We start from the raw sequence: 26,667 nt of genomic DNA on the forward strand, positions 1-26,667 counted from the left end.
TTTGTACCACCTATATAAAAAGCGGAAATCCCGATTAATTTGAGGAGTTCCGCTTTTTATTTGCCCTTAAACCCAATGTTTCCTCACCCCCTTATGGTAAAATAACCATATTGACTTACACGAACAGGAGGCGATCCGATGGGGTTGCAGTTTATTTTAGGCAAGGAATCGGCGGACAAGAAACAAGCGATATATGAGCGGATTTCGGGGATCATGACGGAGGAGCCGGATGCGAAGGTATTTGTGCTGGTTCCGGAGCATGCGAAGTTCGAGGCGGAGATGTCGATCCTGGAAAAGCTTTGGCAATTCGAGGCTTTCCGCGGTCAGGACATGATGGGCTCGATGAATCTGCAGACGTTCAGTTTCAGCCGGTTGGCCTGGTATTTGCTGAAGAAGTCGCCGATTTTCCAGCAGCAGCAATTGTCGGAAGCCGGCCTAAGCATGCTGGTGCGGAAGATTCTGATGGAGAAGGAACAGGAGCTGATCCTTTTCCGCCGGGAAGCCAACAAGGAGGGCTTCATCAAACAGCTGACCGATCTGTTTCTGGAGCTGCGCAGCGGGCGCATCGAAGAGGAAGACCTGCAGGGGATTTTGGCGAACCAAGCCGAATCCGGCAATGAGGCCGATTTCCAGCTGAAGTTGACGGAACTGAAGAAACTTTACCGCGCCTTCAATGAAGCGCTGCTGGACAAGTACCTCGAAAAAGAGGTCATCCTTGAGGCGCTGGCCGGTGTCATCGAAACACTGGATATGCAGAATACCTATGTCTTCATCGACGGCTTTTACCGTTTTACGGCCCGCGAGCTGCAGATCGTCACGACGCTGCTGCGTTCCGCCAAACAAGTCACGATCACGTTGGCGCTGGATAAAGCCTACGTCAGTGAACCGCCGGCGATGCATCAGCTGTTCTATACGGCCGGATCGACTTACCACACGCTCTATCATTTGGCTAGGGGCATGCGCGTTCCGGTCATGAAGGACCACTGGGTTGCCAAGGACACGGACGGCTACAAGGATGCGTTGTTGACCCTGGAGAATTATTGGATCGCGTCCACCGATGCGACCGCCAACAAAGTCCAAGGTACGTTTGAGCTGACGGCCGACCAAAAGAAAGCTATCCGCGTCTGGGGCTGCGAAACGAAACAGGCGGAAGTCTTTCATGTGGCCAACGAAATCAAAAAATTGGTCGCCGAGGACGGTTACCGCTACAAAGATATCCTGATTTTGGCGCGGACGGTCGAAGAATACGAAACGATCGTGAAGCCGATTTTCGATAAGGACGGGATGGATGTCTTCTACGACAAAGCGGACGCCATGAAGCACCATCCGTTCATGGATTTCATCGACGCATTGTTCCGCATCCGCCGCCATCATTGGCGCTATCCGGACATCATGCGCTTGCTGCGCACGGAACTGTTGACGCCGGCCAACCATGACAATCCGGCTGGACTTGAGGAAACGTCGGCAGCCGTGCTGCATTTCCGCGAACAGGTCGATGTGATCGAGAATGTTTTGCTGGCATACGGCTATGAAGGCAACAGCTGGCTTTCGAAGGACGACTGGTATTTCGCGACATTCAGGGACGAGAACGGCAACAGCAACCAGAGCCCTGAAGACAGACGAATGCAGGACACCTCCAACGAGGTCCGCAATTATCTGAGGGAGCTGCTGCTGCCGTTCTTCCAGAAGATGGCGAAGGCCAAGACCGGCCGAGAAGCCGCGAAGAACCTGTACAATTTCCTGATCGCCGCCAAAGTCGACAAACAGATGCTCTTCTGGCGCGATGAAGCCTTGGCGCAGGGGGACCTGATCCAGGCGCGGCAGCAGGAACAGATCTGGAAAGTTTTCCTGAATCTGCTGGACGAATACGTCGAAATTCTGGGGGATAGCCCTTTCCAGGCGGCAGCTTTCCACGAGATCCTATTGACCGGTTTCCAGAACGCGACCTTCAGCCTCGTGCCGCCGAGCATCGACCAGGTCGTCTTCTCGAGCATCGAGGGGGCGCGCTTCGAGCCGGCAAAGGTCGTCTTCCTGATGGGGATGACCCAGGACCATCTGCCTGCGCAGAAAGAGAACAAATCGATTCTGACGGAAGAGGACCGCGAGCGGCTCAGCGGTTCATTGAACAATAACGAAGAGAAATACCTGCACCCGACGACCGCCGAATCGATGGCCGCCGAACCGTACGTGGCCTACCAGGCTTTCCTTTCCGGGACGGAGAAGGTCATCTTCAGCTATCCGATGAGCGCCGACGACAGCAAGAAATCGCCGAAGATTTCGCCGTATGTGTCGCGCGTGGCCAATGCGCTGCAGATCCCTGTCGAAATCAAGCACCAGGACATCGCCGATGCGGCAGATACGACAGCTTTCCTAGGCAGCAAACAGCAGAACATCAGCCAGCTGGTCCATTTGCTGCGCCACCAGCGCGCGACGAATGAGCCGGTGCCGAAGCTGTGGAAATACATTTTGGCGTACATCTCCAAAGATCCGCAGGCCAAACGGACGATGCAGCAGGTATTCTCCAGCCTCTGGCACAAGAATGTGCCGAGCAAGCTGACGGCACCTGTCGCCGAGCAGCTCTACGGGAAAGACCTGTATTTGTCGGTCTCGCAGCTCGAGCGCTATTTCGAAGATCCGTACAGCCATTTCCTCCAATACGGCTTGAAGCTCAAGGAACGGGCGAAATACGAGCTGTCCGCTGCCGGAACGGGCGAATTTTTCCATGAAGCTTTGGAGCAGATCGTCAACCAGCTGAAGAGCAGGCTCATCGATACCGCTGATCTCAGCGAGGAGACGGTCAAGCAGATTGCCGATGCCGTGCTGCAGAATATCTACGGGAATGACAAATACAAAATCCTGTCGACCTCGAACCGGATGGCCTTCATCCGCGACCAGTTGGGCGAAACGATCCAGAAGATGGCTTGGGTGCTCAACCAGCACAGCCGGCGGACGGCGCTGAAGAACATCCGCACCGAAGCGGTCTTCGGGCAATTGGGTGGCGAACAGATGCTGGAAGGCCTGGACATGCCGCTGAACAACGGCGGCACCTTGCATATCCGCGGGAAGATCGACCGGATCGATCTGGTCAATGCCGGGGAAGCGAATTACCTGACCATCCTCGACTACAAATCGAGCGCGCACAGCTTCAACTTCGCCGATGCCTACTACGGGTTGGCGATGCAGATGATCACCTATCTGGATGTGGCTTTGCTGAACGCCGACAAGCTGCTGGCCGGGAAGACCTTGCCGGCCGGCGCCTTCTATCTGCACGTCAAGAACCCGTTCATCAAGCAGAACAGCTTCATGACGCTCGAGGATTACCAGAAGACGATCATCAGCGATTACAAGCTGAAAGGGCTGTTGCTGAACGACACGGCCGTTTTGGACCTGATCGATCCGGCTGTCGAAAGCGGCCAGTCTTCGGAAATCTTCCCTTTCAAAAAACTGAAGGCCGGCAATCTGGGCAAAAATGACGAACTGATCACGCTAGACGATTTCAACCACCTGATCGCCAAGAACCGGGCAAACATGGTGGAAGCCGGCGAGAAGATCCTGTCAGGCGACCTGAAGCTCGACCCGATCAAGGAACGGCCGTATACGCCGACCGTCAGCGGACCGTACCGCGCCATCTCGCAGTTCGACAACACGCTGCCGGAGAACCGTTACCGCAAATACATCAAGTTGAGCAGGGAAGACGTGTTTGCGAAGATCAAGGAAGAATTGGACGGAAATAAGCAAGAATCCAACGAGGAAGGGGAGGAGCAATGATGACGGGCATACCGGCACGCACACCCAATGAAAAATTCACGGAAACGCAATGGCAATCGATCTACCAGACCGGGGACAACATCCTCGTCTCCGCCTCGGCAGGCTCCGGCAAAACGACGGTCCTGATTCAGCGGATCATCGAAAAAGTGAAGAGCGGAACGAACGTCGATGAGCTGCTGGTCGTGACCTTCACCGAATCGGCAGCCAAGGAAATGAAGGAGCGGATGACGGGCGCTATCCAGACCGCCATCAACGAAGCGCAGTCGCAGGAACAATACCTGCACCTGATCAAGCAGCTCTCGCTGATGCCGCAGGCGAACATCTCGACGATCCACGCCTACTGCCTGAAGGTCATCCAGCGTTATTTCTATCTGATCGATCTGGATCCGGTCTTCCGCTTGCTGGCGGACACGATCGAAGTCGAGCTGCTGAAGGAGGACGTCTGGGAAGTGGTCAAGGAGGAGCTCTACGGGGAGCCGGATACGTATTTCAAGAATCTGGCCAAGGCCTATTCGAAGGACCGCAGCGACGACGATCTGATGAAGCTGATTTTCTCGCTCTACGACTTTTCGCGCGCGAATCCGAATCCTTACCGCTGGCTCGATTCCTTGCCATCCCTTTACAACACCGAGGCCGGCCTGACGAACAGCTTGCTCTACCAGGAATTGCTGAAGCCGCAGCTGTTGAGCCTGATCGAGGGCATCCGCTACGACATCGAACAAGCTAGGCATCTGGCCGGGGAAGACGTGGAAACGGCAGCCCAACGGGAAATTTTCGAAACCGAGCAGGGCTATGCCGAACGCCTTTTGGAAGCTGTCCAACAGGATGACTACGAATTGGCCTACACGATCGCAAACGAACAGCTGCAGTTTGCGCGTTGGCCCAGCGCCAAGAAAGCCGATCCGGATGAAGTGAAGGATCAAAAGGCGCTTCTGAAAAACCTGCGCGACAAATACAAGAAGGATTTCGCCGCATTGAGCGCGCAGTACCTCAGCCGGCCGCTTGCTGAACAGGAGGAAGTGCTGAAGGGCATCCACCCCTATGCCGAAGAGATGGCCCGGGTGACGAAACGCTTCTCCGAAGCCTACTGGGAACGGAAATTGGAAGACAACGTGCTCGATTTCAACGACCTGGAGCATCTGACGCTGCAGATCCTGGCCCCGATTGCCGAGGACGGGGAACGCAGGATGAGCGACGCCAGCGCCTACTACCGCAGCAAATTCGCGGAAGTGCTGATCGACGAATACCAGGACGTCAACCAACTGCAGGAGAGCATCCTCTATTGGGTGACGCGGCACCAGCCGGAAACCGAGAACTTGTTCATGGTTGGGGATGTCAAACAGTCCATCTATGCCTTCCGCTTGGCTGACCCGAGCCTGTTTCTGCGCAAATACGCGGCTTTTGCCGACAAAAACGGCGGGGAACGGATCATTCTGGCCGAAAACTTCCGATCGCGCGCAGAGGTCATCCATTTCACGAATTTCATCTTCGAGCAGCTGATGGACGAAAAAGTCGGCCAGATGGATTACGACGAAGCCGCGAAGCTCCAGGCTGGCAACAAGTCCTTCCCGGAGAGCGAGCGCAACCAGACGGAACTGCTGATCTATCTTTCGGAGGACGCCGACAACGGCGAGGAAGCCCTGACGCCGGAGAACGATCTTGAAGCCGACTTGACGATCGACGACAAGACGGCCGGGGAAGTCACGATGGTGGCGCAGAAGATCAAGGCGCTGATCGACGAGAAGTTCCCGATCTATGACAAGAAGACCAAGGAAGAACGGCCGCTTTCCTACCGGGACATCGTGCTGCTGACGCCGACGAAGAAGAACAACCTCGTCATCCTGGAAATTTTCAAGGATTTCCAGATTCCGGTCATCCTGAACGACACGGAAAGCTATTTCCAGCGGACCGAAGTCTCGATCATCCTCTCCTTGCTGAAGGTGATCGACAACCCCAGACAGGATATCCCGCTTGCCGCCGTGCTGCGTTCGCCGATCGTCGGTTTGGACGAAAAGCAGTTGGCGCTGATCCGCATCCAGCACAAAAACGGCGATTTCTATGACGCCGTGCAGCATTTCCTGAAAAGCTACGCTAGCGGGGCACTGGAACAGACCGGCGAGCACAAGGAAATCTCCGGCAAGCTTGCGCACTTCCTCGGCCAGCTGAACGAATGGCGCAGCCTCGCCAGACGCAGCAGCCTGGTCACGCTGATCTGGACGATCTACAACGACACCCATTTCCTGGACTATGTCGGAGGGTTGGTCGCCGGCAAACAGCGAACGGCCAATCTGCATGCCCTGTACGAGCGGGCCAAGAAGTACGAGGAAACGAACTACAAAGGCCTGTTCCAGTTCATCCGCTTCATCGAGAAGATCCAGCAGCGCGACAAGGATTTGGCCGAGCCGACTTCCTTCAGCGACGATGAGGATGCGGTGCGGGTGATGACCATCCACGCCAGCAAAGGACTCGAGTTCCCGGTCGTCTTCCTGATGGACTTGTCGAAACGCTTCAACTTGAGCGACACCCAGAGCAAATACATCTTCTCCGAAACGCATGGACTCGGGACCGATTATTTCGACGTCCAGCAGCGGGTGCAGTACCCGTCCTTGGCGCGCCAGGCATTGGCGATCGAGAAGAAAAAGAAACTGCTGGCCGAAGAGATGCGCAAGCTCTACGTAGCCTTGACCCGGGCGGAGCAGAAACTCTTCCTGGTCGGCTCCTACAAATCCGAAGAAAAAATGTGGGCCGATTGGCAAGTGGCGGACGGAACGCGCGGCAAGCTGCTGCCTGATTACCTGCGCCTGCAGTCTTCGACGCTGATGAAGTGGCTTGGCATGTCGCTCTACCGCCATCAGGATGCCGAAAACGACTATTTCGCCCGCGAATACCGCGGCGAATTGACGCAATACCCGGTCCGTTTCAGCGTCAACACTTTCCGCGAGGAGGATCTGCTGTCGTACATTCCGGTAGCGTTGGAGGAAATCAACGAATCGGAATGGAAGGACGAAATCGAGAAGCTCGCCAACGGCAAAGTCGAAGCGCATGAGCATTCGCTTGCGGAAGACATGCGCTTGGCCGTTGCGCTGATGGAGGCGGAATATCCCCACCAGGCGGCCACGACGACGACCAGCTACCAGTCCGTTTCGGAAATCAAGCGTTTGTTCGAGGACCCGGATGAGACGCACATGATGAAATTGGACTTGGCGGACACCAAGCGCGTCTCGCGCTATGTCGAACCCGATTTCCCGCGCCCGAGATTCATGCAGGAAACGGTGATGCCGACAAGCGCCGAAATCGGGACCGCGACGCATTTCGTCATGCAGGCGGTGGATCTGACGGTGGAAATCACGGAAGCCTATATCGCACAACTGTTAGCCGAATTGACGGAGGAAGGACTGCTGGAGGAAGCCGTAGCCAAGAAAATTGATGCGGAGCAGATCGCCCAGTTCTTCGGAACCGAACTGGGGCAGGAAATCCAGGCGAACGCCGACAAGGTGAAACGGGAAATGCCGTTTTCACTGCTGATTCCCGCCGGCCGGATCTTCGAGGAAATCCGGGAAGAGGACGGCGACAACCTGCTGATCCATGGTATCATCGACGGATTCATTGAGTATGACGACCATATTGTCCTCTATGACTTCAAGACCGATTTCGTGGGCGACCGCGTGCCGGTGTTGCCCGAGAATATCGTCGACAAATACCGCGGCCAGATGAACTTGTACAAGAGGGGCCTTGAGACTATCCGGAAGAAACCTGTCAGTGCGGCATACATTGCGCTGCTTTCGAACCATATGAATATTTCCATATAAGCGCGAAGCAATCCAAGGATTCCTTCGGCAACTATTTAGGAGCAGAGAGATAATCTTTCTGCTCCTTATTTTTGTTCATCAATCTGTTTGGGTGTGCCGCAATTATACCTTTCAGCTACTGAAAAACTGAGGCTGTGGAACGGCACTTTCCGTAAGCTTTCACTTTCGTTTCTTTCGGGACTATGGTACTTTTAAGGTGATGAAAGAAAAGGAGAAATCTGGATGAAACGAATTGACCGTATCTACGAGTATGTCAAAATCCGCTCGCAGGAGTGGACAGAAGCGGCTTTTGAGCAAGAGAACGAAGGTGTGACGACTCAGGAAGTCGTGATGCAGCTCCAGATCAAACGTCCCAATGCAAGCAGCGACTTAAATGAGCTCGTGCGTCAGGGTAAGCTGGTCAAATCCTCTGGACGGCCGGTCAGATATGCGGACCACTCTTTAAAAGGGTCTCAGCAGCCGCAAACAAAGATGTACGCGCCTAACGAAAACCAACCCAAACCCACAGCAAGACCAACCAGCAAAACCCGCCTTCCTGCGGCTGAAATTTCTCGTGTTCCCGCAAAACGGGAAGGAAATAATGCGGGCAGCCGTGAAAAAAACAACGAGGGATTTGCGAATGTAGTCGGATCGAATGACAGTATGCGGACTCAAGTTGATCAGGCTAAGGCGGCGATCCTCTATCCACCTAAGGGATTAAGCTGCTTAATCACTGGACCGACCGGAAGCGGGAAAACTTTTTTTGTTCATGCAATGTTTCGTTTCGCGCAAGCCAATCAAGTTTTTGCAGCCGATAAGGAGCTGGTTGTGTTCAATTGTGCCGACTATGCGCACAATCCCGAATTATTGATGGCTCATTTGTTCGGATATCGCAAGGGTGCTTTTACAGGAGCCACGGAAACGACGGACGGATTGATCCAACGGGCAGACGGAGGCATGCTCTTTATGGACGAAGTGCACCGCCTACCGCCTGAAGGGCAAGAAATGATTTTTTATCTCATGGATCATGGTACCTATAATCGCTTGGGCGAAACCGATAAAGCCAATAAAGTCAATGTCCGTCTTGTATGTGCAACGACGGAGGATCCCGCTTCCAGTTTGCTCCAGACCTTTGTGCGGCGCATCCCGATCGTCATTAAATTACCGCAATTTTCGGAGCGTCCGATAGCGGAACAGGTGGATTTGTTGAAGCGGATGGTTGCGATCGAAGCCAATCGAATCCAAAGAAGTATCCATGTGAAGCAGGATGCGGTGAAGGCTCTGATCGGCAGCGTAACCTACGGAAATGTCGGGCAGCTGAAATCGAATGTCCAGCTTGTATGTGCGCGGGCCTTTTTGAACTATATGAACTCCAGTGAAATATCGATTACGTTGGATGAGCTCACACCAGAAATCCAAAACGGGCTGCTCAATCTGGCCAATAACCATCGCGAGCGCTTGAATGAACTCACTCGGATACTGGAACCCGTGCTGACAGTGGTGCCGAATGAAAGCCTGGAAAGCCCTCTGATAAGCGATTCCTATGATCTTCCTTATAATCTGTATGAAATTATCGGGAATAAGGCCGCATTGCTGCGGGAAGATGGGCTTGATCAGGAATCGATCAATCGCTTTATTACGACCGACATCAATGTCCATCTGAAGTCCTTTTATCGTGATACGGGTTTGACCTTTGATACGGAGAAAAAGCTTTCCGAAATCATTGATCAACGAATTATTCGTTTTGCAAAAAATATGTTTGAGTATGCGCAAGATCATTTGGATTATCACTTCCAACGGAATTTCGTCTATGCGATGAGTCTGCATATCAGTTCGTTTTTAAAGCGGATTCAATTAGGGGAAAGCAGCCGCACGCTCCATGCAAGCATCAAAAATATGGTGGAAGATTATCCCCAAGAGTTTGCGGTCGCTAAATGGATGAAGCAAGAGCTGCAAAAAGAATACAGCATTAAAATCCCTGAGGTGGAGACCTATTATCTGACTTTGCTGCTGGTATCATTAAGGCAAGACAAGGACACAGGGCGAGTGGGTGTTGTGATTGCAGCCCACGGCAGAAGTACAGCCACGAGCATGGCGGAGGTTGTGACGACATTGTTGGGGGTCGACAATATCCGCGCTGTCGATATGCCACTTGAGATGAAACCCCAAGTGGCCCTCGAAAAAATCATTCATTGTGTCAAAGAAATCGATCGAGGGAGCGGCGTCATTTTGTTGGTCGATATGGGATCACTGATGACCTTTTCGGAAAAAATCACCGAAAAAACAGGAATCGAGGTCAAAACGATCGACATGGTCACGACCCCGATTGTTTTGGAGACGGTGCGCAAGACAGATCTTGTGGATGCGACACTTGATGAAATTTATCGATCGCTCCAATCTTTTCGTGGCTATGCAGGCAGTAACGTGACCACGAGAGAAGAAAACGGGCACTCTTTGAAGCGCAAAAAGGCAATCATTGCGATCTGCGCTTCGGGTGAAGGAACAGCACAAAAGATGAAAGAGATCATCGACAAGCATTTAGAGAAATATTTTGATGCGGAAATCGAGGTACTGCCGATTTCGGTGATCGATATGGACGAGCAGCTGGCAATCTTGCAACAGGAGTATGAAATTCTGGCGACAACGGGAATCGTCAGACCTAAAATCGATGCCGTTTACATTCCAATGGAACAGTTTTTCACCGGAGATGCCGAAAAAGTATTGGACTATGTGGTAGATGAGGCCGAATCCTATGATGATAGTGAGTTGACATTGGAAAAGGCGAAGCAGATCTGCGTGGAGTACATGACAGAAAGCTTCACTTTCCTGAATCCGCAAAAGCTGATCGAACCTTTATGGAAATTCAGCCGTTCCTTATTGAAAAATGAGGAAAATTATTCCCAAGCAATCAATCTTTTGATGCATATCGCGGGAATGTTTGAGCGGGCATTGCGGCAAGACACATTGATCGCGCCGCAAGAAGAACTGGAAACGACCGAACAGACGGAAACATTTAAGCAATTGGAACAGTCCTTAAACCTCCTGAGCCACACCTTTCAAATTGAAATGCCGAAAGATGAAGTTTACTATTTGCAGCAAGCGTTGGCCTATCAAGAATAGCGATACAGTGTTGCATACACTAACGACAAACAAAAACAATACACTAAAACACTGCGGGTTTTAGTGTATTGTTTTTGCGTTTTTCTCCAAGGGACTGAGCCATACACTAAGTTGGCACGCTTTTTGCTTATAGTTTAGTGTGTGGGGAATGGCCTGCCGAGCTATTTATCCAAACAGTCAAAAAAATATATTCAATAGGAGGTATACAGATGGTAGGAATTATCCTAGCAAGTCACGGGAATTTCGCTGAAGGCATTCTGCAATCTGCTTCAATGATTTTCGGCGAACAAGAGAATGTCAAAGCAGTGACTTTGGCGCCTAGCGAAGGACCGGACGATGTCAAAGCAAAGATGCAAGAGGCGATCGCATCCTTTGACAACCAAGATGAAGTGCTGTTCTTAGTCGATTTATGGGGCGGTACACCGTTCAACCAAGCCAACAGTCTTTTTGAAGCACATAAAGACAAATGGGCGATTATCGCCGGAATGAACCTTCCGATGGTTATCGAAGCGTACGCTGCACGTCTGAGCATGGACTCAGCTCAAAAGATTGCTGCACAAATTCTTCCAGCAGCGAAGGATGGCGTAAAAGCTAAGCCAGAAAGCCTTGAACCGAAGAAAATGGAAGCGGCTTCTGTAGTGCAGCAACCAAAAGGCAGCCTTCCTGTAGGGACAGTCGTTGGCGATGGCAAAATCAAGTTATCTTTAGTTCGTTTGGATTCCCGCTTGCTTCATGGTCAAGTGGCAACAACGTGGGCGAAATCAGCCGGAACAAATCGGATCATTGTGGTTTCCGACGATGTTTCAAGAGATGAATTGCGTAAAAACCTGATTGTGCAAGCAGCTCCTCCAGGAGTCAAAGCCAATGTCATTCCGATCAAAAAAATGATTGAAATTGCCAAGGATCCTCGTTTTGGGAACACGCATGCACTCTTGCTTTTTGAAAATGTGCAAGATGTCGTTCGCGTAATTGATGGCGGCGTGAAGATTGAGGAATTGAATGTTGGGTCAATGGCTCACTCAGTCGGCAAGGTTGTCGTGAATAAGGTCTTGTCAATGGGACCTGAAGATGTGAAGGCATTTGAAACATTGAAAACAAAAGGCGTTAAATTTGATGTCCGGAAAGTTCCGAATGATTCACCGGAAAAAATGGACGCGTTGTTGAAAAAAGCTAAAGAAGAATTAGCAAAGGCATAACAAGAAAAGAGGAGGTATATTATGTCAGTCGTTTCAATTATTCTGGTTCTCATCGTGGCATTCTTTGCCGGTATGGAAGGTATTTTGGATGAATTCCAATTCCATCAACCGCTCGTTGCATGTACACTGATCGGTCTGGTCACAGGCAATCTTGAAGCTGGTATTATTCTTGGTGGATCATTACAAATGATCGCCTTAGGTTGGGCAAACATCGGAGCCGCTGTAGCACCTGACGCAGCACTCGCATCTGTCGCATCTGCAATTATTTTGGTTTTAGGTGGTCAAGGCGTAAAAGGCGTATCTTCCGCTATTGCCATTGCGATCCCTCTGGCTGTAGCTGGATTATTCTTGACGATGGTCGTTCGTACCCTGGCTGTTCCAATCGTTCATATGATGGATGCAGCTGCAGAAGAAGGCGATTACCGCAAGATTGAACTGCTTCAAATTGGAGCTATTGTCATGCAAGGTTTGCGGATTGCAATTCCTGCTGGCTTGCTTATGTTCATCCCAGCAGAAGCTGTACAGTCTGGTTTGGAATCAATGCCTGCTTGGTTGACTGATGGTATGGCAATCGGTGGTGGCATGGTCGTAGCCGTTGGTTATGCAATGGTAATCAATATGATGGCCACCAAAGAGGTATGGCCATTCTTCATCATTGGTTTCGTTGTTGCTGCTGTATCTCAATTGACGTTGATCGCATTAGGAGCCCTAGGTGTTGCAATGGCCTTGATTTACTTGAACCTTTCCAAAATGGGCGGTTCCGGTAATGGCGGTTCAAGCAATACTGGCGATCCACTTGATTCGATACTCAATGACTATTAGGAAAGGAGACTGCAAACATGGCACAAAATACGCTCGATAAAAAAGTTGTATTATCTAAAAAAGATCGGCTAGCGGTTGCTTGGCGTTCTACCTTCATTCAAGGATCATGGAACTATGAACGGATGCAAAACGGTGGCTGGGCTTTCGCAATGATTCCAGCAATCAAAAAACTTTATCCAGCTAAGGAAGATCGCGTCCTAGCATTGAAACGCCACTTGGAATTCTTCAATACACATCCCTATGTGGCATCTCCCGTATTAGGAGTAACGCTGGCTCTGGAAGAAGAGCGCGCAAATGGAGCTCCAGTTGACGACGTTACGATCCAAGGGGTTAAGGTCGGAATGATGGGACCTCTTGCCGGTGTCGGTGATCCGGTATTCTGGTTTACAGTCCGTCCAATTCTGGGGGCTTTAGGCGCATCACTGGCCTTGTCAGGAAATATCTTAGGACCTATCCTGTTCTTTGTTGCATGGAACGCTATCCGTTGGGCATTCATGTGGTATACCCAAGAATTCGGCTATAAGGCTGGATCAAAAATCACCGAAGATTTGTCCGGCGGCATACTGCAAGACCTGACAAAAGGAGCTTCCATTCTGGGGATGTTCGTATTGGCTGCCTTGGTTCAACGTTGGGTGTCCATCTCGTTTGCTCCAACCGTTTCTTCAGTGAAACTTTCGGAAGGTGCATTTATCGATTGGGAAAACCTGCCAAGCGGCACTGCCGGCATCCAGCAAGCCCTGACGCAGTATACTTCAGGCTTGTCACTGACTGATACAAAAGTTACAACCTTGCAAAACAACTTGGATCAACTGATCCCTGGCTTGGCAGCATTGCTGTTGACATTGCTTTGCATGTGGTTGTTGAAGAAGAAAGTTTCTCCAATCGTGATCATTCTTGGCCTGTTCGTTGTCGGTATCGGCGGACGCCTGATCGGATTGCTGTAGTCTTCGGATATATCCGGAAAAAAGATGAGTGTGAGGCTCAGGCAAACCTGCCTGAGCCTTGTTTTTTCTTGTAAAGGGTAAAGGGAGTATATTATACTCAATTCAGACAGAAAGAGAGAGGGGCATATACAATGGTTGAATCCCTGAATACAAAGGTTGATATGGTAGTGGATGGTACATCTTATATGGGGCTGACGGACTACGGGAAAGTTATGATCGGAGACCATGCGTTTGAATTTTATCATCATCGCGATCCGCGCAAGTTCATTCAAATTCCTTGGGAAGAGGTCGATTATGTCCTGGCATCCGTGATGTTAAAAGGCAAATGGATTCCACGTTTTGCGCTTCAGACAAAAAAAGACGGTACGTATACTTTTTCGGCAAAAAATCCCAAGGACGTGCTGCGTGCGATCCGCGTCTATGTAAGCCCAGATCATATGGTTCAATCATTGGGTTTCTTCGATGTTCTGAAGAATGCCTTCAAGCACATGTTCAAAAAGAAAGCATCCTGAATTGCGGCAGAAATCAAGGTGCATACGGTCGGCGGTTGTAGGATGAGTATTTCAAGGAGGATGCAAGAGTGGTAATGGATATTCGATTAGTACGAATCGACGATCGTTTGATTCATGGTCAGGTGGCAACCGTGTGGACAAAGCTTAGCAAAGCGGAGCGGATTATTGTCATCAGTGATGAGGTGGCGCAGGATCATCTGCGCAAGACGCTCTTGCGTCAAGTTGCCCCGCCAGGTGTAAAGGTCAATGTGATTCCAGTGGATAAGTTTGTCGAAATTTACTTCGATGATGCGCATAATCAATTTCGGGCGATGCTCTTGTTTACGAATCCTATCGATGTCGCACGAATCGTGCAAAGGGGCGTTCAAATTGATTCCGTCAATATCGGCAGTATGAGCTATTCGGATGGAAAAAAGATGATCACCAACGCAGTTGCGGTTGATAAACGCGATATTCAGGCTTTTGAATATTTGAACTTCAAGGGCATCCACTTGGATATCCGGAAGGTCGTCGCCGACAATAAATTGGACCTCATGCAAGTGCTGAAAAAAGAAGGACTGGCGTGAGCGCCGAATGAACAGGAAGAATTCCAGCAAAGGTAATTCCATGAGGTGACAGCATGCTAAAAGAAGTCTGTTTAGAAAATTTCACGGATGTCCCAGGAGCCATCGAGCGCGGGGCCAAACGGATTGAACTGTGTGACAACTTGGCAGTAGGGGGAACAACACCAAGCATTGGCGTCATCAAAATTGCAACGGAGTACTGTTTCGACAAAGATACATCCATTATTGTGATGCTGCGACCACGAGGCGGAAATTTTGTTTATTCCATTCCGGAAAAGGCCATCATGATGCAAGATTTAGCCGAAATTGGTGCACTGCATTCTAATGGTATAGCGGTAGGAGCTTTAACCGCAGCGAACGGATTGGATAAACCTTTTTTGGAGGAAATCGCCAAGTTAGCCACCGCTAATGGAACAGAACTTGCTTTCCATATGGCATTTGATCAAATACCGGAAGACAAACAAAGAGACGCATTATTGTGGTTGGCAGAAATCGGCTTTACACGAATTTTGACGCATGGTGGACCGACTGAAAATACGATTTTCGAAAATGCAGCGCACATTGCCGAACTCGCGAAAATCAGTCCAGACATGACAATCATGCCTGGTGGCGGCATCACGAAAGACAATCTCGCCGATCTTGAAAAAGTTCTGGAATTCACTGAAGTTCACGGAACACGAATTGTGTAGGGAATTCCTATTGCTGAATAGACTTCTTTGATTATTTCAACAGAATAGCCGATGATGGCAACGAAAAGCTCGGCCGGGAGATTCTCCCGGCCGAACTTTTCGTTAGGCTATTCAAAAAAGTCTCACAAGATTTCACGCTGTCCAACGGTCCAAGTCTGCCTCACGGAAACCAGACTGTGTGGCTCGCCGGGTTTTCTAAATCGAGGTAAGGCGGGCTTGCCCCAACTTCCTTAATAAGTGTAGTTGTTCAGCGCGTTCCACAGCAGGAACTCGTGGACGCCGGCATCGGCTAACGCCTGTACTTGCGCATCCACTTGTTCTTTTCCGTAGGTTTGGTAGAATCCGGAACCTAGGTAGGAGGCGGTGAAATCCTGCAGCCATGGGCGGGTCACAGGCGGCGTTTCCAGCGATGCCAACAACTCGTTTTCGACTTTCATGTATTCCGTTACCAGTTCATACGGATACAGATCCGGTTTGTAGATGCCGAAGTAGTCGGTTCCCCAGTGGCTCGGATAGATCATCGAGGAGATGACATCGACATTCTCGGAAATCTGCGGGAAGTTCTGGCCGATGCCGGATGCTTCGACGACAGAGGCTGTGTAACCGAAGATGTCGACGGATACATCCACACCGTAAGGCATCAGTTTTTCCTTCGCATAGGCGGTGAAATCAGTGATGGCCTGCACGCGTTTCTCGTCGTCGGTCATGTCCAAGCCGGCATAGTCGCCCATGCCGTAGTTCAGCGTATCACCCCAGACTTCAAAGCCTTCAGGAAAGCGGACATAGTCGAACTGGATTTCCTTGAAGCCGACTTTGGCGGCTTCGATGCCGACGTTGACCGCGTAATCCCAAGTCTGCTTCAGGAAAGGGTTGATGAACGATTCGCCGTTCGATGCAACCCAGACGGAGCCGTCGCTTTCGGTGAATGACATTTCCGGCTGTTCGTTGGCCAGCAGCGTGTCCTTGAAGGTTACGATGCGGGCGATCGGGTAGATCTGTTTTTCTTCCATCACGTCCATAAGTTCTTTGATGTCAGGGATATACTCTTCCGTATTTTCCTGGATATGGGTATCTTTGGATTTGAAATCTGCCGTCACGACGCCCATGTCATCCTTGATGTCGATGACCATCGCGTTCAGATCAGTCGAATCGACGTAATCCACCAGCTTGTTGAATTTTTCTTCATAGCCGACCGAGTAGGCCGTCACGTAGATCCCTTTGACGCCGTCAGCTGGATAAGCGATTTCCACGCCGCTGTCGTAGAAGAATTTTTTCGGAAGTTCTTTGGCAGTAGGTGTCTTCAAAAGGGCACCTTGGCGGAGCTTCAGCGCGGTGGCAGTCGCTTCTGAGCTGTCGCTGGCAGCAGAGTTGGCGGTTTCGCTGGCTGATGCGACTGTCGTGCTCGACAGGAACAGCAATAAACTGGCGGCTGCAAGTGTCTGTTTAAAATAGTTCGTCATTACATTTCCTCCCGTTCCGGCGATTCGATCAGGTTCGGATCGACAATGGTGATATCTTTCGCACGCAGACCATCGATAATGGCGGCAATCGCATCGTTTGTCCATGGCCGATCGTGCATCAGCAAGTTTGCGCCGTCACCCAAGTATTTTGAATTGACCATGACATCGGCCAAGGCAGTGCCTTCCATGAATTCCTCCACCCAGTCGTAGCCGTAGGTCCAGTTCATGATCGTCATGCCTTCCGCTTGGGCAATCGCGATGGTGTCCTCATTGTACTGTCCATACGGGGCACGCAGGAAGCGCGGACGCTCGCCAGTGATCTCCTCGATCAGGTCGTTTGTTGATTTGATCTCCTCCAGTTGCTCGTCATAGGTCAAAGTCTGGAAGTCGGGATGCGAATACGAATGGTTCCCGATTTCGAAGCCCATATCATAGACGGCCTTGATGTCTGCGCACGCCTGTTCATTTGTAAGGAATTGTCCCATCACGAAGAAAATGGCGTTGGCATCCTTAGATTTAACGGTTTCGGCTATTTCCACGGTGTAGCTGTTCGGTTGCTGAGGTGCATCATCGAAGGTCAGCAACGCAACTTGCGTATCGCCATCCTCCGCGATCGGTTGGACGGTGGAAATTTCCGGATTGATGCGATATTCATAGTTGACGGGTTCAGCTTTCTTTTTCGTATCCGCAGCAGCGGCACTGTCGGAAGAGGCGCTGACAGCCGTTGAAGCCTCTTCGGCGGCGGATGCTCCCTCGCCGATTGCGGCGATAGCCGCTTCCAGTTCAGTCAATTGCGCATCCAATGTCGCCAGATTCTCAGCGACAGGAGTAAGATTGGTTTGGTTTGTTTCGGCATTCAGGTTGATCGCTTCGATGCCGGCAAAAAACGTATCGAAGGTGGCATCATCCGCCCCGAAACCGGTCAATAGTTCCTCTTCCTTATCCAAACTTTCGCGATAAGCAGCTAGGTAAGCCAGTGTGTTTTCATTGAACAGGTCCAACGTTTCCCCGACCGTTTTCATCTGATCCAGCGGCAAGGTTTCTTCGTCCAGGGCAACGAAGTCGGCTTTGGTCTCGTTCAGGCCTTCCAAAGCGCTTTCAATCGAGTCGGCTAAAGTACGGCGGTCTTCAAGGTTGCTGAACACGGCAGCCGAGCCGTCCTGGAACGTTTTTAATTCTTCATCGCTGGCCAACGATTCATCGAACGTCTTCTGTAAAGCAGTCTCCAACTGTTGCAGCTCATTCAATTGGGTGACAATCTCAGTTTCCTCGGTTTTGATCCGGGTGATTGTCTCTGACGCTTCTTTCACTTGATCTGCGCAAGCCGACAATACAAGCGCACCGGCAAAAGCCAATGCAATCTTCTTACCTCTCAACATAAACAAGCTCCTTTTTTTGCGTAATATATAACAATACAAGCTTCATTATACCGAAAATAGCGCTTCTTTATCAAGGTTGTTCAGCCTATCAGCAGAAAATTGTCACTTCTTCACGAATTGGATAGCTGCATGTTCCTTATTGTGGCAGATAATAACTGAGCGGAATGACTATACAATTTGAAAAATTAGTTTACAATAGATAGAGGCAAAAGGTACTAATGACGTTTATTTCAGAATAAGTGAGGCTATCGGATGATTATCTATTATATATTGGCCATCTTGCTTTTGGCCTTGGACCAGTGGAGCAAACTTGCCATCGTAAATAATTTTGCATTGCATGAAGTCAAGGAAGTGCTTCCGGGCATCCTGTCCTTGTTCTATATCCGGAATGAGGGTGCCGCCTGGGGAATCTTCGAAGGAAGAATGTTCTTTTTCTTCGTTATTACCGTGGTTGTCGTGGGCGCGATGGTATATAACGCTCATAAACAGGGATTCGACAAAAAAATCGTGGGCATCAGTTACGCTTTTCTGTTGAGCGGCGCTCTCGGGAATTTCATCGATCGGATGCGTCTGGGATATGTGGTGGACATGTTCCGGTTGGATTTTATCGATTTTCCGATTTTTAATGTTGCGGATGTCTGTTTGACGATCGGTGTCATCCTGATGGCGGTCTATATCCTTTTCTTCGAAGAAGAAGAACAGACGGCTTCGAAAAGTAAGCTAAAAAAATAAGTTATAGTAAAGTGGGATCCAAATGAAAGAAAAATTTGTGTTTAAAATTGATGGTCAATCCGGCCGGATCGATAAGGTCTTGGCGGATTTCATGGGCGGTACGAGTCGTTCGCAGATTCAGGCATGGATAAAAGAAGGCAATCTGACGGTGAACGACAAAGCTGTCAAATCGAATTACAAAGTCCAGGAAGGGGATCTGCTGGAACTGACAATCCCGGAAGTGGAACAGATCAACGTCGTCCCAGAGGACATCGACTTGGATATCATATATGAAGATGATGCACTGCTCGTCGTCAACAAGCCATCAGGAATGGTGGTCCATCCGTCGAAAGGGCACCTTTCCGGTACCCTGGTCAACGGTTTGTTGTTCCACGTAAACACGTTGTCCGATGGGACGGCGACTATCCGTCCGGGCATCGTGCACCGCATCGACATGGATACATCCGGCTTGCTGGTTGTCGCGAAGACGAATGAAGCGCATCAGAAATTGGCCGAGCAGCTGGAAAACCACACAATGGAACGGGAATATCTGGCTTTAGTCCATGGCGTCATCCCGCATGAAGACGGCACCATCGATGCGCCAATCGCCCGGATGATGGTCGACCGCAAAAAAAGGACAGTCGCTGATGGCGGTAAACGGGCAGTGACGCACTTCGAGGTGATTGAGCGCTTCCGCGACTTCACCTTGCTGAAGCTGCGGCTTGAGACCGGGAGGACGCACCAGATCCGCGTCCACATGAAATACATCGGCCACCCACTGGCTGGCGACCCGATGTACGGGCCGGCTGATACACTTAGTGGCCACGGCCAATATCTGCACGCAGCCACTTTGGGCTTCATCCACCCGACGACAGGTGAAAAAATGCATTTTGAAGCACCGTTGCCGGACTTTTACAGCGAGAAACTGGCCGAACTGCGCAAAAACTGATTGACAGCAACGCCGCTATTCGTTATCATTACTGTAATATTGAAGGAACCTTTAAAATAGTCCAGAGAGGCTAAAAGGTGCATCACATTTTGTATAGCGTCACGTGACTGTACCCTTATGCCCAAATGCATAAGGGTATTTTTTCGTTTTGACGATAAAGGAGTAGTGGAGATGGCAGAAGAAATCGAAATCATGGATGCCCAGACGATGAAACGCGCGCTGACCCGCATCACCCATGAGATATTGGAAAAGAACGATGGCACCAAGAACCTGATTTTGGTGGGCATCAAGACGCGCGGCATCTATTTGGCCAAGCGCATCGCGGAACGGATCAAGGATTTTGAAGGCATCGAGGTGCCGGTCGGGGAATTGGATATCACGCTTTACCGAGATGATGTGCACCGCGACACGAATGCCAATCCTGTCCTGCACGAAACAAACATTCCGTTCTCGGTCGCCGGCAAGCATGTCGTGTTGGTGGATGATGTGCTGTTCACGGCCCGCACAATCCGCGCAGGCATGGATGCGGTGATGGATCTCGGAAGGGCGAAACGGATCACAGTCGCGGTCCTGATCGACAGAGGACACCGGGAACTGCCGATCAAGGCGGATTATGTCGGCAAGAACATTCCGACATCCCAGGCGGAACAGATTTCCGTCCGTTTGGATGAAGTCGACGGCATCGAAAAAGTTACATTGATCAGAGCGTAATAAAGATTGGTGATTCTTTAACTGCGTCCCGAGAGACACAGAAGAATTTGCTTTGAAGCTTGCTCCATCGCATTTTTTGAGATCACCTTATTTTGCCAAAATTAAGGAGGAAACTAATTATGAGTCAAGCTATGATGACAGTCGTCAGTCAGACAGAAATCGCACAAGATATTTTCGAATTGCGCCTGAAAGGGGCGTTAGTGAAAGAAATGGGTGCCCCGGATCAATTCTTGCATATCCGCGTCCCTGGGGATGAATTGCTTTTGAGACGTCCGATCAGCATCGCCTCAATCGATGCCGAGAAGGAAGAGTGCGTCATCATCTACCGCACCGAAGGGAAAGGCACCACCATCATCAGCCAATTGACCGCAGGCGATGAATTGGATATCCTCGGACCGTTGGGCAACGGCTATCCGATCGATATGCTTGAAGAGAGCCAGAATGCGCTCTTGATCGGGGGCGGCATCGGCGTTCCGCCGCTTTATGAACTGGCGAAACAATTGCATGCCAAGGGCGTCAATGTCGTCAGCTGCTTCGGTTTCAAAAACAAAGCGGAAGTCTTCTATGAGGAAGAATTCGCGGCATTCGGCAAAGTGAACATCGCCACTGATGACGGCAGCTACGGCAAGCAAGGTTTCGTGACGCAATACTTCGAGGAACTGGACGGCTTTGTGCCGGACGCAGTCTTCGCTTGCGGTCCGAAGGGCTTGCTGGTGGCGGTATCGAAAACGTTCGATCCGAGCCTTACCTACCTTTCGCTGGAGGAGCGGATGGCCTGCGGAATCGGAGCCTGCTACGGCTGCGTCTGCGACAAGAAAAACAGCACATCAGCATACGACAATTACAGAGTCTGTGTCGAAGGACCGGTCTTCAGAGCAGAGGAGATAGTACTATGAATCGATTAGCAGTCAGTTTACCCGGATTGGAATTAAAAAACCCGATCATCCCAGCGAGCGGATGTTTCGGCTTCGGTGAGGACTACGGCAAGTTTTATGACTTGAGCCTGTTGGGCGCCATCATGACGAAAGCGACGACATTGGAGCCGCGCAAAGGCAACGCTACGCCGCGCTTGGCGGAAACGCCTTCCGGCATGCTGAATGCCATCGGTTTACAGAACCCTGGCGTCGAGATCGTAGTCGCGCAGAAGCACACGGCGCTTGAAAAGTATGATGTGCCTTTGATTTCGAACGTTGCCGGCAATACGGTCGATGATTATTACCAAGTCTGCAAAGCCGTTTCCCAATCGCCGAACGTCAAAGCCATCGAATTGAACATTTCCTGCCCGAACGTCCATAAAGGCGGCCTTCAGTTCGGAACCGATCCGGAGATGGCGGCTGCCGTCACGCGTGCGGCCAAAGAGGGCGCAACGGTTCCGGTCTACGTCAAACTGTCCCCGAACGTCACCGATATCGTGGAGATCGCCAAAGCGGTCGAAGCGGCAGGCGCGGATGGCATTTCGATGATCAACACGCTGGTGGGCATGCGCATCGACTTGCATACGCGCAAACCGATCATCGCCAACAAAACGGGCGGCCTTTCCGGTCCTGCCATCAAACCGGTAGCGATCCGCATGATCTACCAAGTGGCGCGCGCAGTCGATATCCCGATCATCGGGATGGGCGGCGTCTATACGGTCGATGACGTTTTGGAAATGTTCATGGCCGGAGCCAGCGCGGTCGGCGTCGGCATGGCCAACTTCACCGATCCGCTCGTTTGCCCGAAACTGATCGAACAGCTTCCGCAACGCATGGATGAACTGGGCATCAACAGCCTGCAGGAATTAATCAAAGAAGTGAGAGAAGGCATCTTGAATGAACGATAAACCGATAATAGCGTTGGACTTTTCAACGAGCGAAGAAATCAAAAATTTCCTTTTGCTGTTCAAAGACGAGTCGCTTTATGTAAAAGTGGGCATGGAACTGTATTACCAGCACGGAGCGGAAATCGTGAAACGGATCAAGGAAATGGGCCACGAAATCTTTCTGGACCTGAAATTGCACGACATCCCGAACACCGTTCACCGCGCCATGAAAGGCTTGGCTGCCTTGGACATCGATATGGTTAATGTCCATGCGGCAGGCGGTTCGGAAATGATGAGAGCAGCCAAAGAAGGCCTGATCGCCGGCACCCCGGCAGGAAGCGCCGTTCCGAAACTGATTGCGGTCACGCAATTGACATCGACTTCCGAAGAAGCGATGCAGACGGAACAGTTGATCAAAGTCAGCCTGCAGGAGAGCGTTCTGCATTACGCCGACTTGACCTGCAAATCCGGATTGGACGGCGTCGTCTGCTCCGCATGGGAAGCGCGCATGATCAAGGACCACACGAATGAAGACTTCATCTGCCTGACGCCGGGCATCCGCCCGGCCGGCAGTGCGGTTGGGGACCAGAAGCGGGTCGCGACACCAGGTCGCGCAAGAGAAATCGGCTCAACCTTCATCGTAGTCGGTCGTCCGATCACCCAAGCAGCGGATCCAGTTGCGGCTTATCACGAAATCAAGAACCAATGGAATGGAGCGGAATAACATGACGATAGCAAAAGAAGTAGCAAAATCATTATTGGACATCAAAGCAGTGAGCCTGAACCCGCAGGACCCTTTCACCTGGGCATCCGGCATCAGAAGCCCGATCTACTGCGACAACCGCGTCACCATGAGCTTCCCGGCCGTGCGCAAACAGATCGCCCAAGGCTTGGCTGATCTGATCAAAGCAAAATATCCCGACGTAGAAGTGATCGCCGGAACCGCGACTGCAGGCATCCCGCATGCAGCTTGGATCGCCGACATTTTGGACTTGCCGATGGTCTACATCCGCAGCAAAGCCAAAGACCACGGAACTGGCCGCAAGATCGAAGGCAAAATCAGCGAGGGCCAAAAAATGGTCGTCGTCGAAGACTTGATCTCCACAGGCGGCAGCGTCATCGAAGCTTCCAAAGCAGCAGAACTGGAAGGCGCTGACGTATTGGGCTGCGTCGCGATCTTCACTTACGAATTGTCTAAAGGAACGAAAAACTTCGCCGACGCGGGATTGGCAATCGATACGTTGTCCAACTACAGCACCTTGCTGGAAGTTGCCCACGAAACGAACTACATCTCCGAAGAAGAATTGGAGCTTTTGAAAGACTGGAGCAAAGACCCGGAGAACTGGTTCAAAGGCTAAGTCCTTTCTTGCGGTTTTCGGACAAACTCCGAATCATCAAATAATGATTAACGAAAAAAGAAGGTACCGACTCGGTTGTAGAGAGTCGGTACCTTCTTTTTTGCGGTTCAGTCCGCTTTTAGCGCTTTGATCAGATCTTTGTCGGGGGTAACATAGACCGTCTTCTGGCCTTCGTAGATGACGAAGCCGGGTTTCGCTCCGTTCGGCTTGCGGATCTGTTTTACGGCCACATAATCGACCGGCACATTGGCGGAGTTCTGGAACTTGGAATAATAAGCCGCGATGTTGGCGGCTTCAAATACCGTTTCCTCGCTTGGGTTGTTGCTTTCGATGATGACATGAGAACCGGGGATATTTTTGGCATGAAGCCAGATATCCGTTTTTTTGGCGGTTTTCAAGGTCAACTGGTCGTTTTGGAGATTGTTTTTGCCGACCAGGATGCTCGTGCCATCCGCGGATCTGAACCGATGCGGCTTGCTGGTTTTTTTCTTCTTGTTCTTCAGCGATTGCTTGCGCTTCAGGTAACCCGATTCGCTCAACTCATCCTTGATTTCCTCCAAGTCCTGCGGGTCGGACAATTGGATCTGCGTTTCGATCGTTTCAAGGTATTCGTTTTCCGCATGCGTCTGTCTGATCTGCTCATTGACATGGTTCACGGCGGTCGTCAGCTTCTGGTACTTCGAAAAGTACTTCTGCGCATTCTGAGAAGGCGTCAGGGAAGGGTTCAAGCTGATGGCGACCGGTTTTTCATCGTCGTAGAAATTGTTCAGCACGACCTCCTGCTGGCCTTTTTCGAATTGATGCAGATAGGCGGTCAAAAGCTCGCCTTTGATCCGGAACACATCCGCTTTTTCGGTTTCCAACAAGGTTTGATCGAGTTTTTGCAGCTTCAACTGGTTTTTCTTAAGTTCAGTGCTGACGATCTGCAGCAGGTCGGAAGCGACTTGATGGATGCGGTCGCGTGTTGCCTTTTCCGCATAATAGGCGTCCAACAGTTGGCTGAGTGTCGCGAATGCTTGCTTATCGCCAGGCAGGCTTGTGTAAGGGAAGGGCGTAAAATGCTGTTTCCTTTCGCTTTCGTTCGTCAAGGTCGGCGACACCGATGCCACACGCTCTTTGAACAGCTGGATTGCCGCAGCCGGAGCAAGTCCATCATCGGCTGCGTAATGCGCGATTTCCTGGGCCGAATCGCTCCCGAGCCCCTGGAATGTTTGCTGCAGAGCGTTCCGCAACGGGACTTCGGGATCGAATTGGGCAACGAGTTTTTCGATTTCTGCCGGTTCAAGCGCAAACAGATCCGAGCGATCCTGATGCGGCGGCAGCTGATAGGCTACGCCCGGATGCAAGGGCCTGAAGCTGTTCTGGTAAAAAGGCACGTGCTTCAAGCAATCGATGATGATCCTTGATGCCTTATCGATCAAAAAGATGTTGCTGTGGCGACCCATCAGTTCGACGATCAGCTCCAACTGTTGCTGGTCGCCCAATTCATCGAAATTCCGGAAAGAGAAAATGACGATCCGATCATTGCCCAGTTGGCGGATCTCCTCGATGATCGCGCCTTCCAGTTTCTTTCGGAGCACCATGCAGAAGTTCGGAGCCGAGTCCGGATTGGACAAAGAATCCTCGATGACTTGCAGCCGCGCATACGAAGGATGCGCAGAAAGAAGCACGCGTTTATTTTTTCTGTTGGCGCGCACTGTTAAAATGATTTCGTGCTGAAAAGGCTGATGAACTTTACCGATCCTTCCGTTTTCCAACTCCCGGTTCAGTTCACTCACCATCGCACGTGTAAAAACACCATCAAAAGACATGGATGCACCTCCTATGGGCATGTCTGAATATGCCTTAACATTATAACACAAATACCCAACCCGAAAAAACTTACGTTCAGATGTTCGGGAAGCAAAATCGCGCTTGAAACAAAATACTGTTAGTTTTCCAAAGAAACAATAAATATAATGACATTTCGGTCCGTTTGTTTATTTTCTCGGATTTTAATAAACACCTATGAACACTGTGTCCGATAACTCTCTTGTAAATCGTATCGAACTTATGGATAAAGTGTAAAAATAGTCCGATGAAATGCTTATATATAAGTATTGGTGATGTGTTCATCCCGGCTGTTCGAGAAACAAATCCAAAAGAAATCCGCTCGGTCAAGTACCGTCACAAGGAATCGATCCGGGACAGCGAGCAGACCGGCTTACGGATCCGGAAACAAAAAGTAAATAAATTAATATTTAATGTTGCATTTGGAGCGGCGGTGACTTATACTAGGGAAGTAATCGAAACGTGTAACCGATTTCACAGTTCGTTGCATTGAGGTTTTCCGAAAAACAGCGTTGCCTGACGGGCTCTCCCTAGTCAAGAGCAGTGTACATTGTGTGTTCGGACTTCATGAAGGGACTATGCGGTTCGGCGACATGCTGTCGTGCAGAAAGAAAGATAGCGATAACGAATCAGAATCCATCGCGACAGCAAATCTCGGGGGCATGTTGTTGTCGTCAATCTCCTCACTTTAGTGAAGAGAATTAGCCTTGGGGGGATGGAGTACGTAATGGATGAATCAACACACAGCTATGCAGGGTGATTTGCTCAGTTTGTCCTAAACTGTATCCGCAACTTATACTGCCATTATCCAATGGATATCCGTCTTGTTTTCTGCACACCGATTACACCTAACGCTATGGGGCAGCCATTTTGTAGTCCCGATAAAATGGATCTTCGGACCCGTTATCGGGAATCAATGGCATGACGAAAAAGCAAGGCACGGGAACCTCCTGTTGTTTTGCTTTTTTTGTTGATTCTGTAGCGGAGGGACGGGAATATGAGATTGCCTCATCTTTTTCTAATCCTACTCTTGACTTTATTTTTCGCATTGGTTACTATTGAATTA

Annotated in this window: 19 protein-coding genes; 16 read left to right on the forward strand and 3 right to left on the reverse strand. The window is 50.5% G+C overall.

From position 1 onward, the window contains the following. Positions 1-138 precede the first annotated feature (138 nt). The 9 genes from BMX58_RS00805 (at position 139) to BMX58_RS00845 (ending at position 15,402) form a co-directional block, all read left to right on the forward strand. Positions 139-3,768: a PD-(D/E)XK nuclease family protein gene (locus BMX58_RS00805; protein ID WP_068620492.1), complete on the forward strand. Its 3,630-nt coding sequence runs from the start codon at positions 139-141 to the stop codon at positions 3,766-3,768. Beyond that, the gene (gene addA, locus BMX58_RS00810; protein WP_068620491.1) at positions 3,768-7,577 is read left to right on the forward strand and encodes a helicase-exonuclease AddAB subunit AddA; all 3,810 of its coding nucleotides are present in this window, start codon (positions 3,768-3,770) and stop codon (positions 7,575-7,577) included. Before BMX58_RS00805 ends, addA begins: the two co-directional genes overlap by 1 nt. Positions 7,578-7,799: 222 nt before the next feature. Further along, on the forward strand, positions 7,800-10,676 hold the full coding sequence (locus BMX58_RS00815) for a sigma-54-dependent transcriptional regulator (protein ID WP_068620489.1): 2,877 nt from the start codon (positions 7,800-7,802) through the stop codon (positions 10,674-10,676). A 209-nt stretch (positions 10,677-10,885) separates the two neighbouring features. Beyond that, positions 10,886-11,872, forward strand: a complete 987-nt coding sequence (locus tag BMX58_RS00820; RefSeq protein WP_068620487.1) for a mannose/fructose/sorbose PTS transporter subunit IIA — start codon at positions 10,886-10,888, stop codon at positions 11,870-11,872. Positions 11,873-11,893: 21 nt separating this feature from the next. Further along, entirely contained in the window at positions 11,894-12,694 is an 801-nt protein-coding gene (locus BMX58_RS00825; RefSeq protein WP_068620485.1) for a PTS mannose/fructose/sorbose transporter subunit IIC, read from the forward strand. A gap of 17 nt (positions 12,695-12,711) precedes the next feature. Further along, the gene (locus BMX58_RS00830) at positions 12,712-13,638 is read left to right on the forward strand and encodes a PTS system mannose/fructose/sorbose family transporter subunit IID (RefSeq protein ID WP_068620483.1); all 927 of its coding nucleotides are present in this window, start codon (positions 12,712-12,714) and stop codon (positions 13,636-13,638) included. Positions 13,639-13,769: 131 nt separating this feature from the next. After that, the gene (locus BMX58_RS00835) at positions 13,770-14,150 is read left to right on the forward strand and encodes a DUF956 family protein (RefSeq protein WP_068620480.1); all 381 of its coding nucleotides are present in this window, start codon (positions 13,770-13,772) and stop codon (positions 14,148-14,150) included. Positions 14,151-14,218: 68 nt separating this feature from the next. Then, positions 14,219-14,716 carry a mannose/fructose/sorbose PTS transporter subunit IIB gene (locus BMX58_RS00840; RefSeq protein WP_068620478.1) on the forward strand — a complete coding sequence of 166 codons (498 nt, stop codon included), beginning with the start codon at positions 14,219-14,221 and terminating at the stop codon, positions 14,714-14,716. 53 nt (positions 14,717-14,769) lie between these two features. Further along, the gene (locus BMX58_RS00845; protein WP_068620476.1) at positions 14,770-15,402 is read left to right on the forward strand and encodes a copper homeostasis protein CutC; all 633 of its coding nucleotides are present in this window, start codon (positions 14,770-14,772) and stop codon (positions 15,400-15,402) included. Between the two features lie 230 nt (positions 15,403-15,632). Here BMX58_RS00845 and BMX58_RS00850 read toward each other — a convergent pair whose 3' ends face one another. Together BMX58_RS00850 and BMX58_RS00855 are read right to left on the reverse strand one after the other, a co-directional pair. Further along, on the reverse strand, positions 15,633-16,862 hold the full coding sequence (locus BMX58_RS00850) for a putative glycoside hydrolase (RefSeq protein WP_068620474.1): 1,230 nt from the start codon (positions 16,860-16,862) through the stop codon (positions 15,633-15,635). After that, on the reverse strand, positions 16,862-18,241 hold the full coding sequence (locus BMX58_RS00855) for a polysaccharide deacetylase family protein (RefSeq protein ID WP_068620471.1): 1,380 nt from the start codon (positions 18,239-18,241) through the stop codon (positions 16,862-16,864). Before BMX58_RS00855 ends, BMX58_RS00850 begins: the two co-directional genes overlap by 1 nt. A 252-nt stretch (positions 18,242-18,493) precedes the next feature. Between BMX58_RS00855 and lspA the strand changes: the two genes are divergently transcribed. From lspA to pyrE, 7 genes are all read left to right on the forward strand, one after another. Further along, on the forward strand, positions 18,494-18,973 hold the full coding sequence (gene lspA, locus BMX58_RS00860) for a signal peptidase II (protein ID WP_068620470.1): 480 nt from the start codon (positions 18,494-18,496) through the stop codon (positions 18,971-18,973). 22 nt (positions 18,974-18,995) lie between these two features. After that, a complete protein-coding gene (locus BMX58_RS00865; protein WP_084253725.1) occupies positions 18,996-19,901 on the forward strand; it encodes an RluA family pseudouridine synthase in 906 nt (301 codons plus the stop codon). A 171-nt stretch (positions 19,902-20,072) separates the two neighbouring features. After that, a complete protein-coding gene (gene pyrR / locus BMX58_RS00870) occupies positions 20,073-20,612 on the forward strand; it encodes a bifunctional pyr operon transcriptional regulator/uracil phosphoribosyltransferase PyrR (RefSeq protein ID WP_068620464.1) in 540 nt (179 codons plus the stop codon). Positions 20,613-20,731: 119 nt separating this feature from the next. Beyond that, the gene (locus tag BMX58_RS00875) at positions 20,732-21,508 is read left to right on the forward strand and encodes a dihydroorotate dehydrogenase electron transfer subunit (RefSeq protein ID WP_068620462.1); all 777 of its coding nucleotides are present in this window, start codon (positions 20,732-20,734) and stop codon (positions 21,506-21,508) included. Further along, positions 21,505-22,434 carry a dihydroorotate dehydrogenase gene (locus BMX58_RS00880; RefSeq protein ID WP_068620460.1) on the forward strand — a complete coding sequence of 310 codons (930 nt, stop codon included), beginning with the start codon at positions 21,505-21,507 and terminating at the stop codon, positions 22,432-22,434. The genes BMX58_RS00875 and BMX58_RS00880 overlap by 4 nt, the downstream gene beginning before the upstream one ends. Continuing rightward, positions 22,424-23,137, forward strand: coding sequence for an orotidine-5'-phosphate decarboxylase (pyrF, locus tag BMX58_RS00885; RefSeq protein ID WP_068620457.1), 714 nt, complete (start codon positions 22,424-22,426; stop codon positions 23,135-23,137). Before BMX58_RS00880 ends, pyrF begins: the two co-directional genes overlap by 11 nt. A 1-nt stretch (position 23,138) precedes the next feature. Next, the gene (pyrE, locus tag BMX58_RS00890) at positions 23,139-23,771 is read left to right on the forward strand and encodes an orotate phosphoribosyltransferase (protein WP_068620455.1); all 633 of its coding nucleotides are present in this window, start codon (positions 23,139-23,141) and stop codon (positions 23,769-23,771) included. 107 nt (positions 23,772-23,878) lie between these two features. On the opposite strand, the gene BMX58_RS00895 is transcribed toward pyrE, so the two are convergent. Further along, the gene (locus tag BMX58_RS00895; RefSeq protein WP_068620453.1) at positions 23,879-25,582 is read right to left on the reverse strand and encodes an NFACT RNA binding domain-containing protein; all 1,704 of its coding nucleotides are present in this window, start codon (positions 25,580-25,582) and stop codon (positions 23,879-23,881) included. Between the last annotated feature and the right edge of the window lie 1,085 nt (positions 25,583-26,667).

Source organism: Trichococcus ilyis (genome assembly GCF_900109135.1).
Lineage (GTDB): Bacteria > Bacillota > Bacilli > Lactobacillales > Aerococcaceae > Trichococcus > Trichococcus ilyis.

Coding starts and splice junctions, on each gene's coding strand:
- BMX58_RS00875 (WP_068620462.1), top strand. CDS start 20,732: ATGAGTCAAGCTATGATGACAGTCGTCAGTCAGACAGAAATCGCACAA.
- lspA (WP_068620470.1), top strand. CDS start 18,494: ATGATTATCTATTATATATTGGCCATCTTGCTTTTGGCCTTGGACCAG.
- BMX58_RS00855 (WP_068620471.1), bottom strand. CDS start 18,241: ATGTTGAGAGGTAAGAAGATTGCATTGGCTTTTGCCGGTGCGCTTGTA.
- BMX58_RS00825 (WP_068620485.1), top strand. CDS start 11,894: ATGTCAGTCGTTTCAATTATTCTGGTTCTCATCGTGGCATTCTTTGCC.
- BMX58_RS00845 (WP_068620476.1), top strand. CDS start 14,770: ATGCTAAAAGAAGTCTGTTTAGAAAATTTCACGGATGTCCCAGGAGCC.
- BMX58_RS00835 (WP_068620480.1), top strand. CDS start 13,770: ATGGTTGAATCCCTGAATACAAAGGTTGATATGGTAGTGGATGGTACA.
- pyrR (WP_068620464.1), top strand. CDS start 20,073: ATGGCAGAAGAAATCGAAATCATGGATGCCCAGACGATGAAACGCGCG.
- BMX58_RS00805 (WP_068620492.1), top strand. CDS start 139: ATGGGGTTGCAGTTTATTTTAGGCAAGGAATCGGCGGACAAGAAACAA.
- pyrE (WP_068620455.1), top strand. CDS start 23,139: ATGACGATAGCAAAAGAAGTAGCAAAATCATTATTGGACATCAAAGCA.
- BMX58_RS00895 (WP_068620453.1), bottom strand. CDS start 25,582: ATGTCTTTTGATGGTGTTTTTACACGTGCGATGGTGAGTGAACTGAAC.
- BMX58_RS00850 (WP_068620474.1), bottom strand. CDS start 16,862: ATGACGAACTATTTTAAACAGACACTTGCAGCCGCCAGTTTATTGCTG.
- pyrF (WP_068620457.1), top strand. CDS start 22,424: ATGAACGATAAACCGATAATAGCGTTGGACTTTTCAACGAGCGAAGAA.
- BMX58_RS00880 (WP_068620460.1), top strand. CDS start 21,505: ATGAATCGATTAGCAGTCAGTTTACCCGGATTGGAATTAAAAAACCCG.
- BMX58_RS00865 (WP_084253725.1), top strand. CDS start 18,996: ATGAAAGAAAAATTTGTGTTTAAAATTGATGGTCAATCCGGCCGGATC.
- BMX58_RS00830 (WP_068620483.1), top strand. CDS start 12,712: ATGGCACAAAATACGCTCGATAAAAAAGTTGTATTATCTAAAAAAGAT.
- BMX58_RS00820 (WP_068620487.1), top strand. CDS start 10,886: ATGGTAGGAATTATCCTAGCAAGTCACGGGAATTTCGCTGAAGGCATT.
- addA (WP_068620491.1), top strand. CDS start 3,768: ATGACGGGCATACCGGCACGCACACCCAATGAAAAATTCACGGAAACG.
- BMX58_RS00815 (WP_068620489.1), top strand. CDS start 7,800: ATGAAACGAATTGACCGTATCTACGAGTATGTCAAAATCCGCTCGCAG.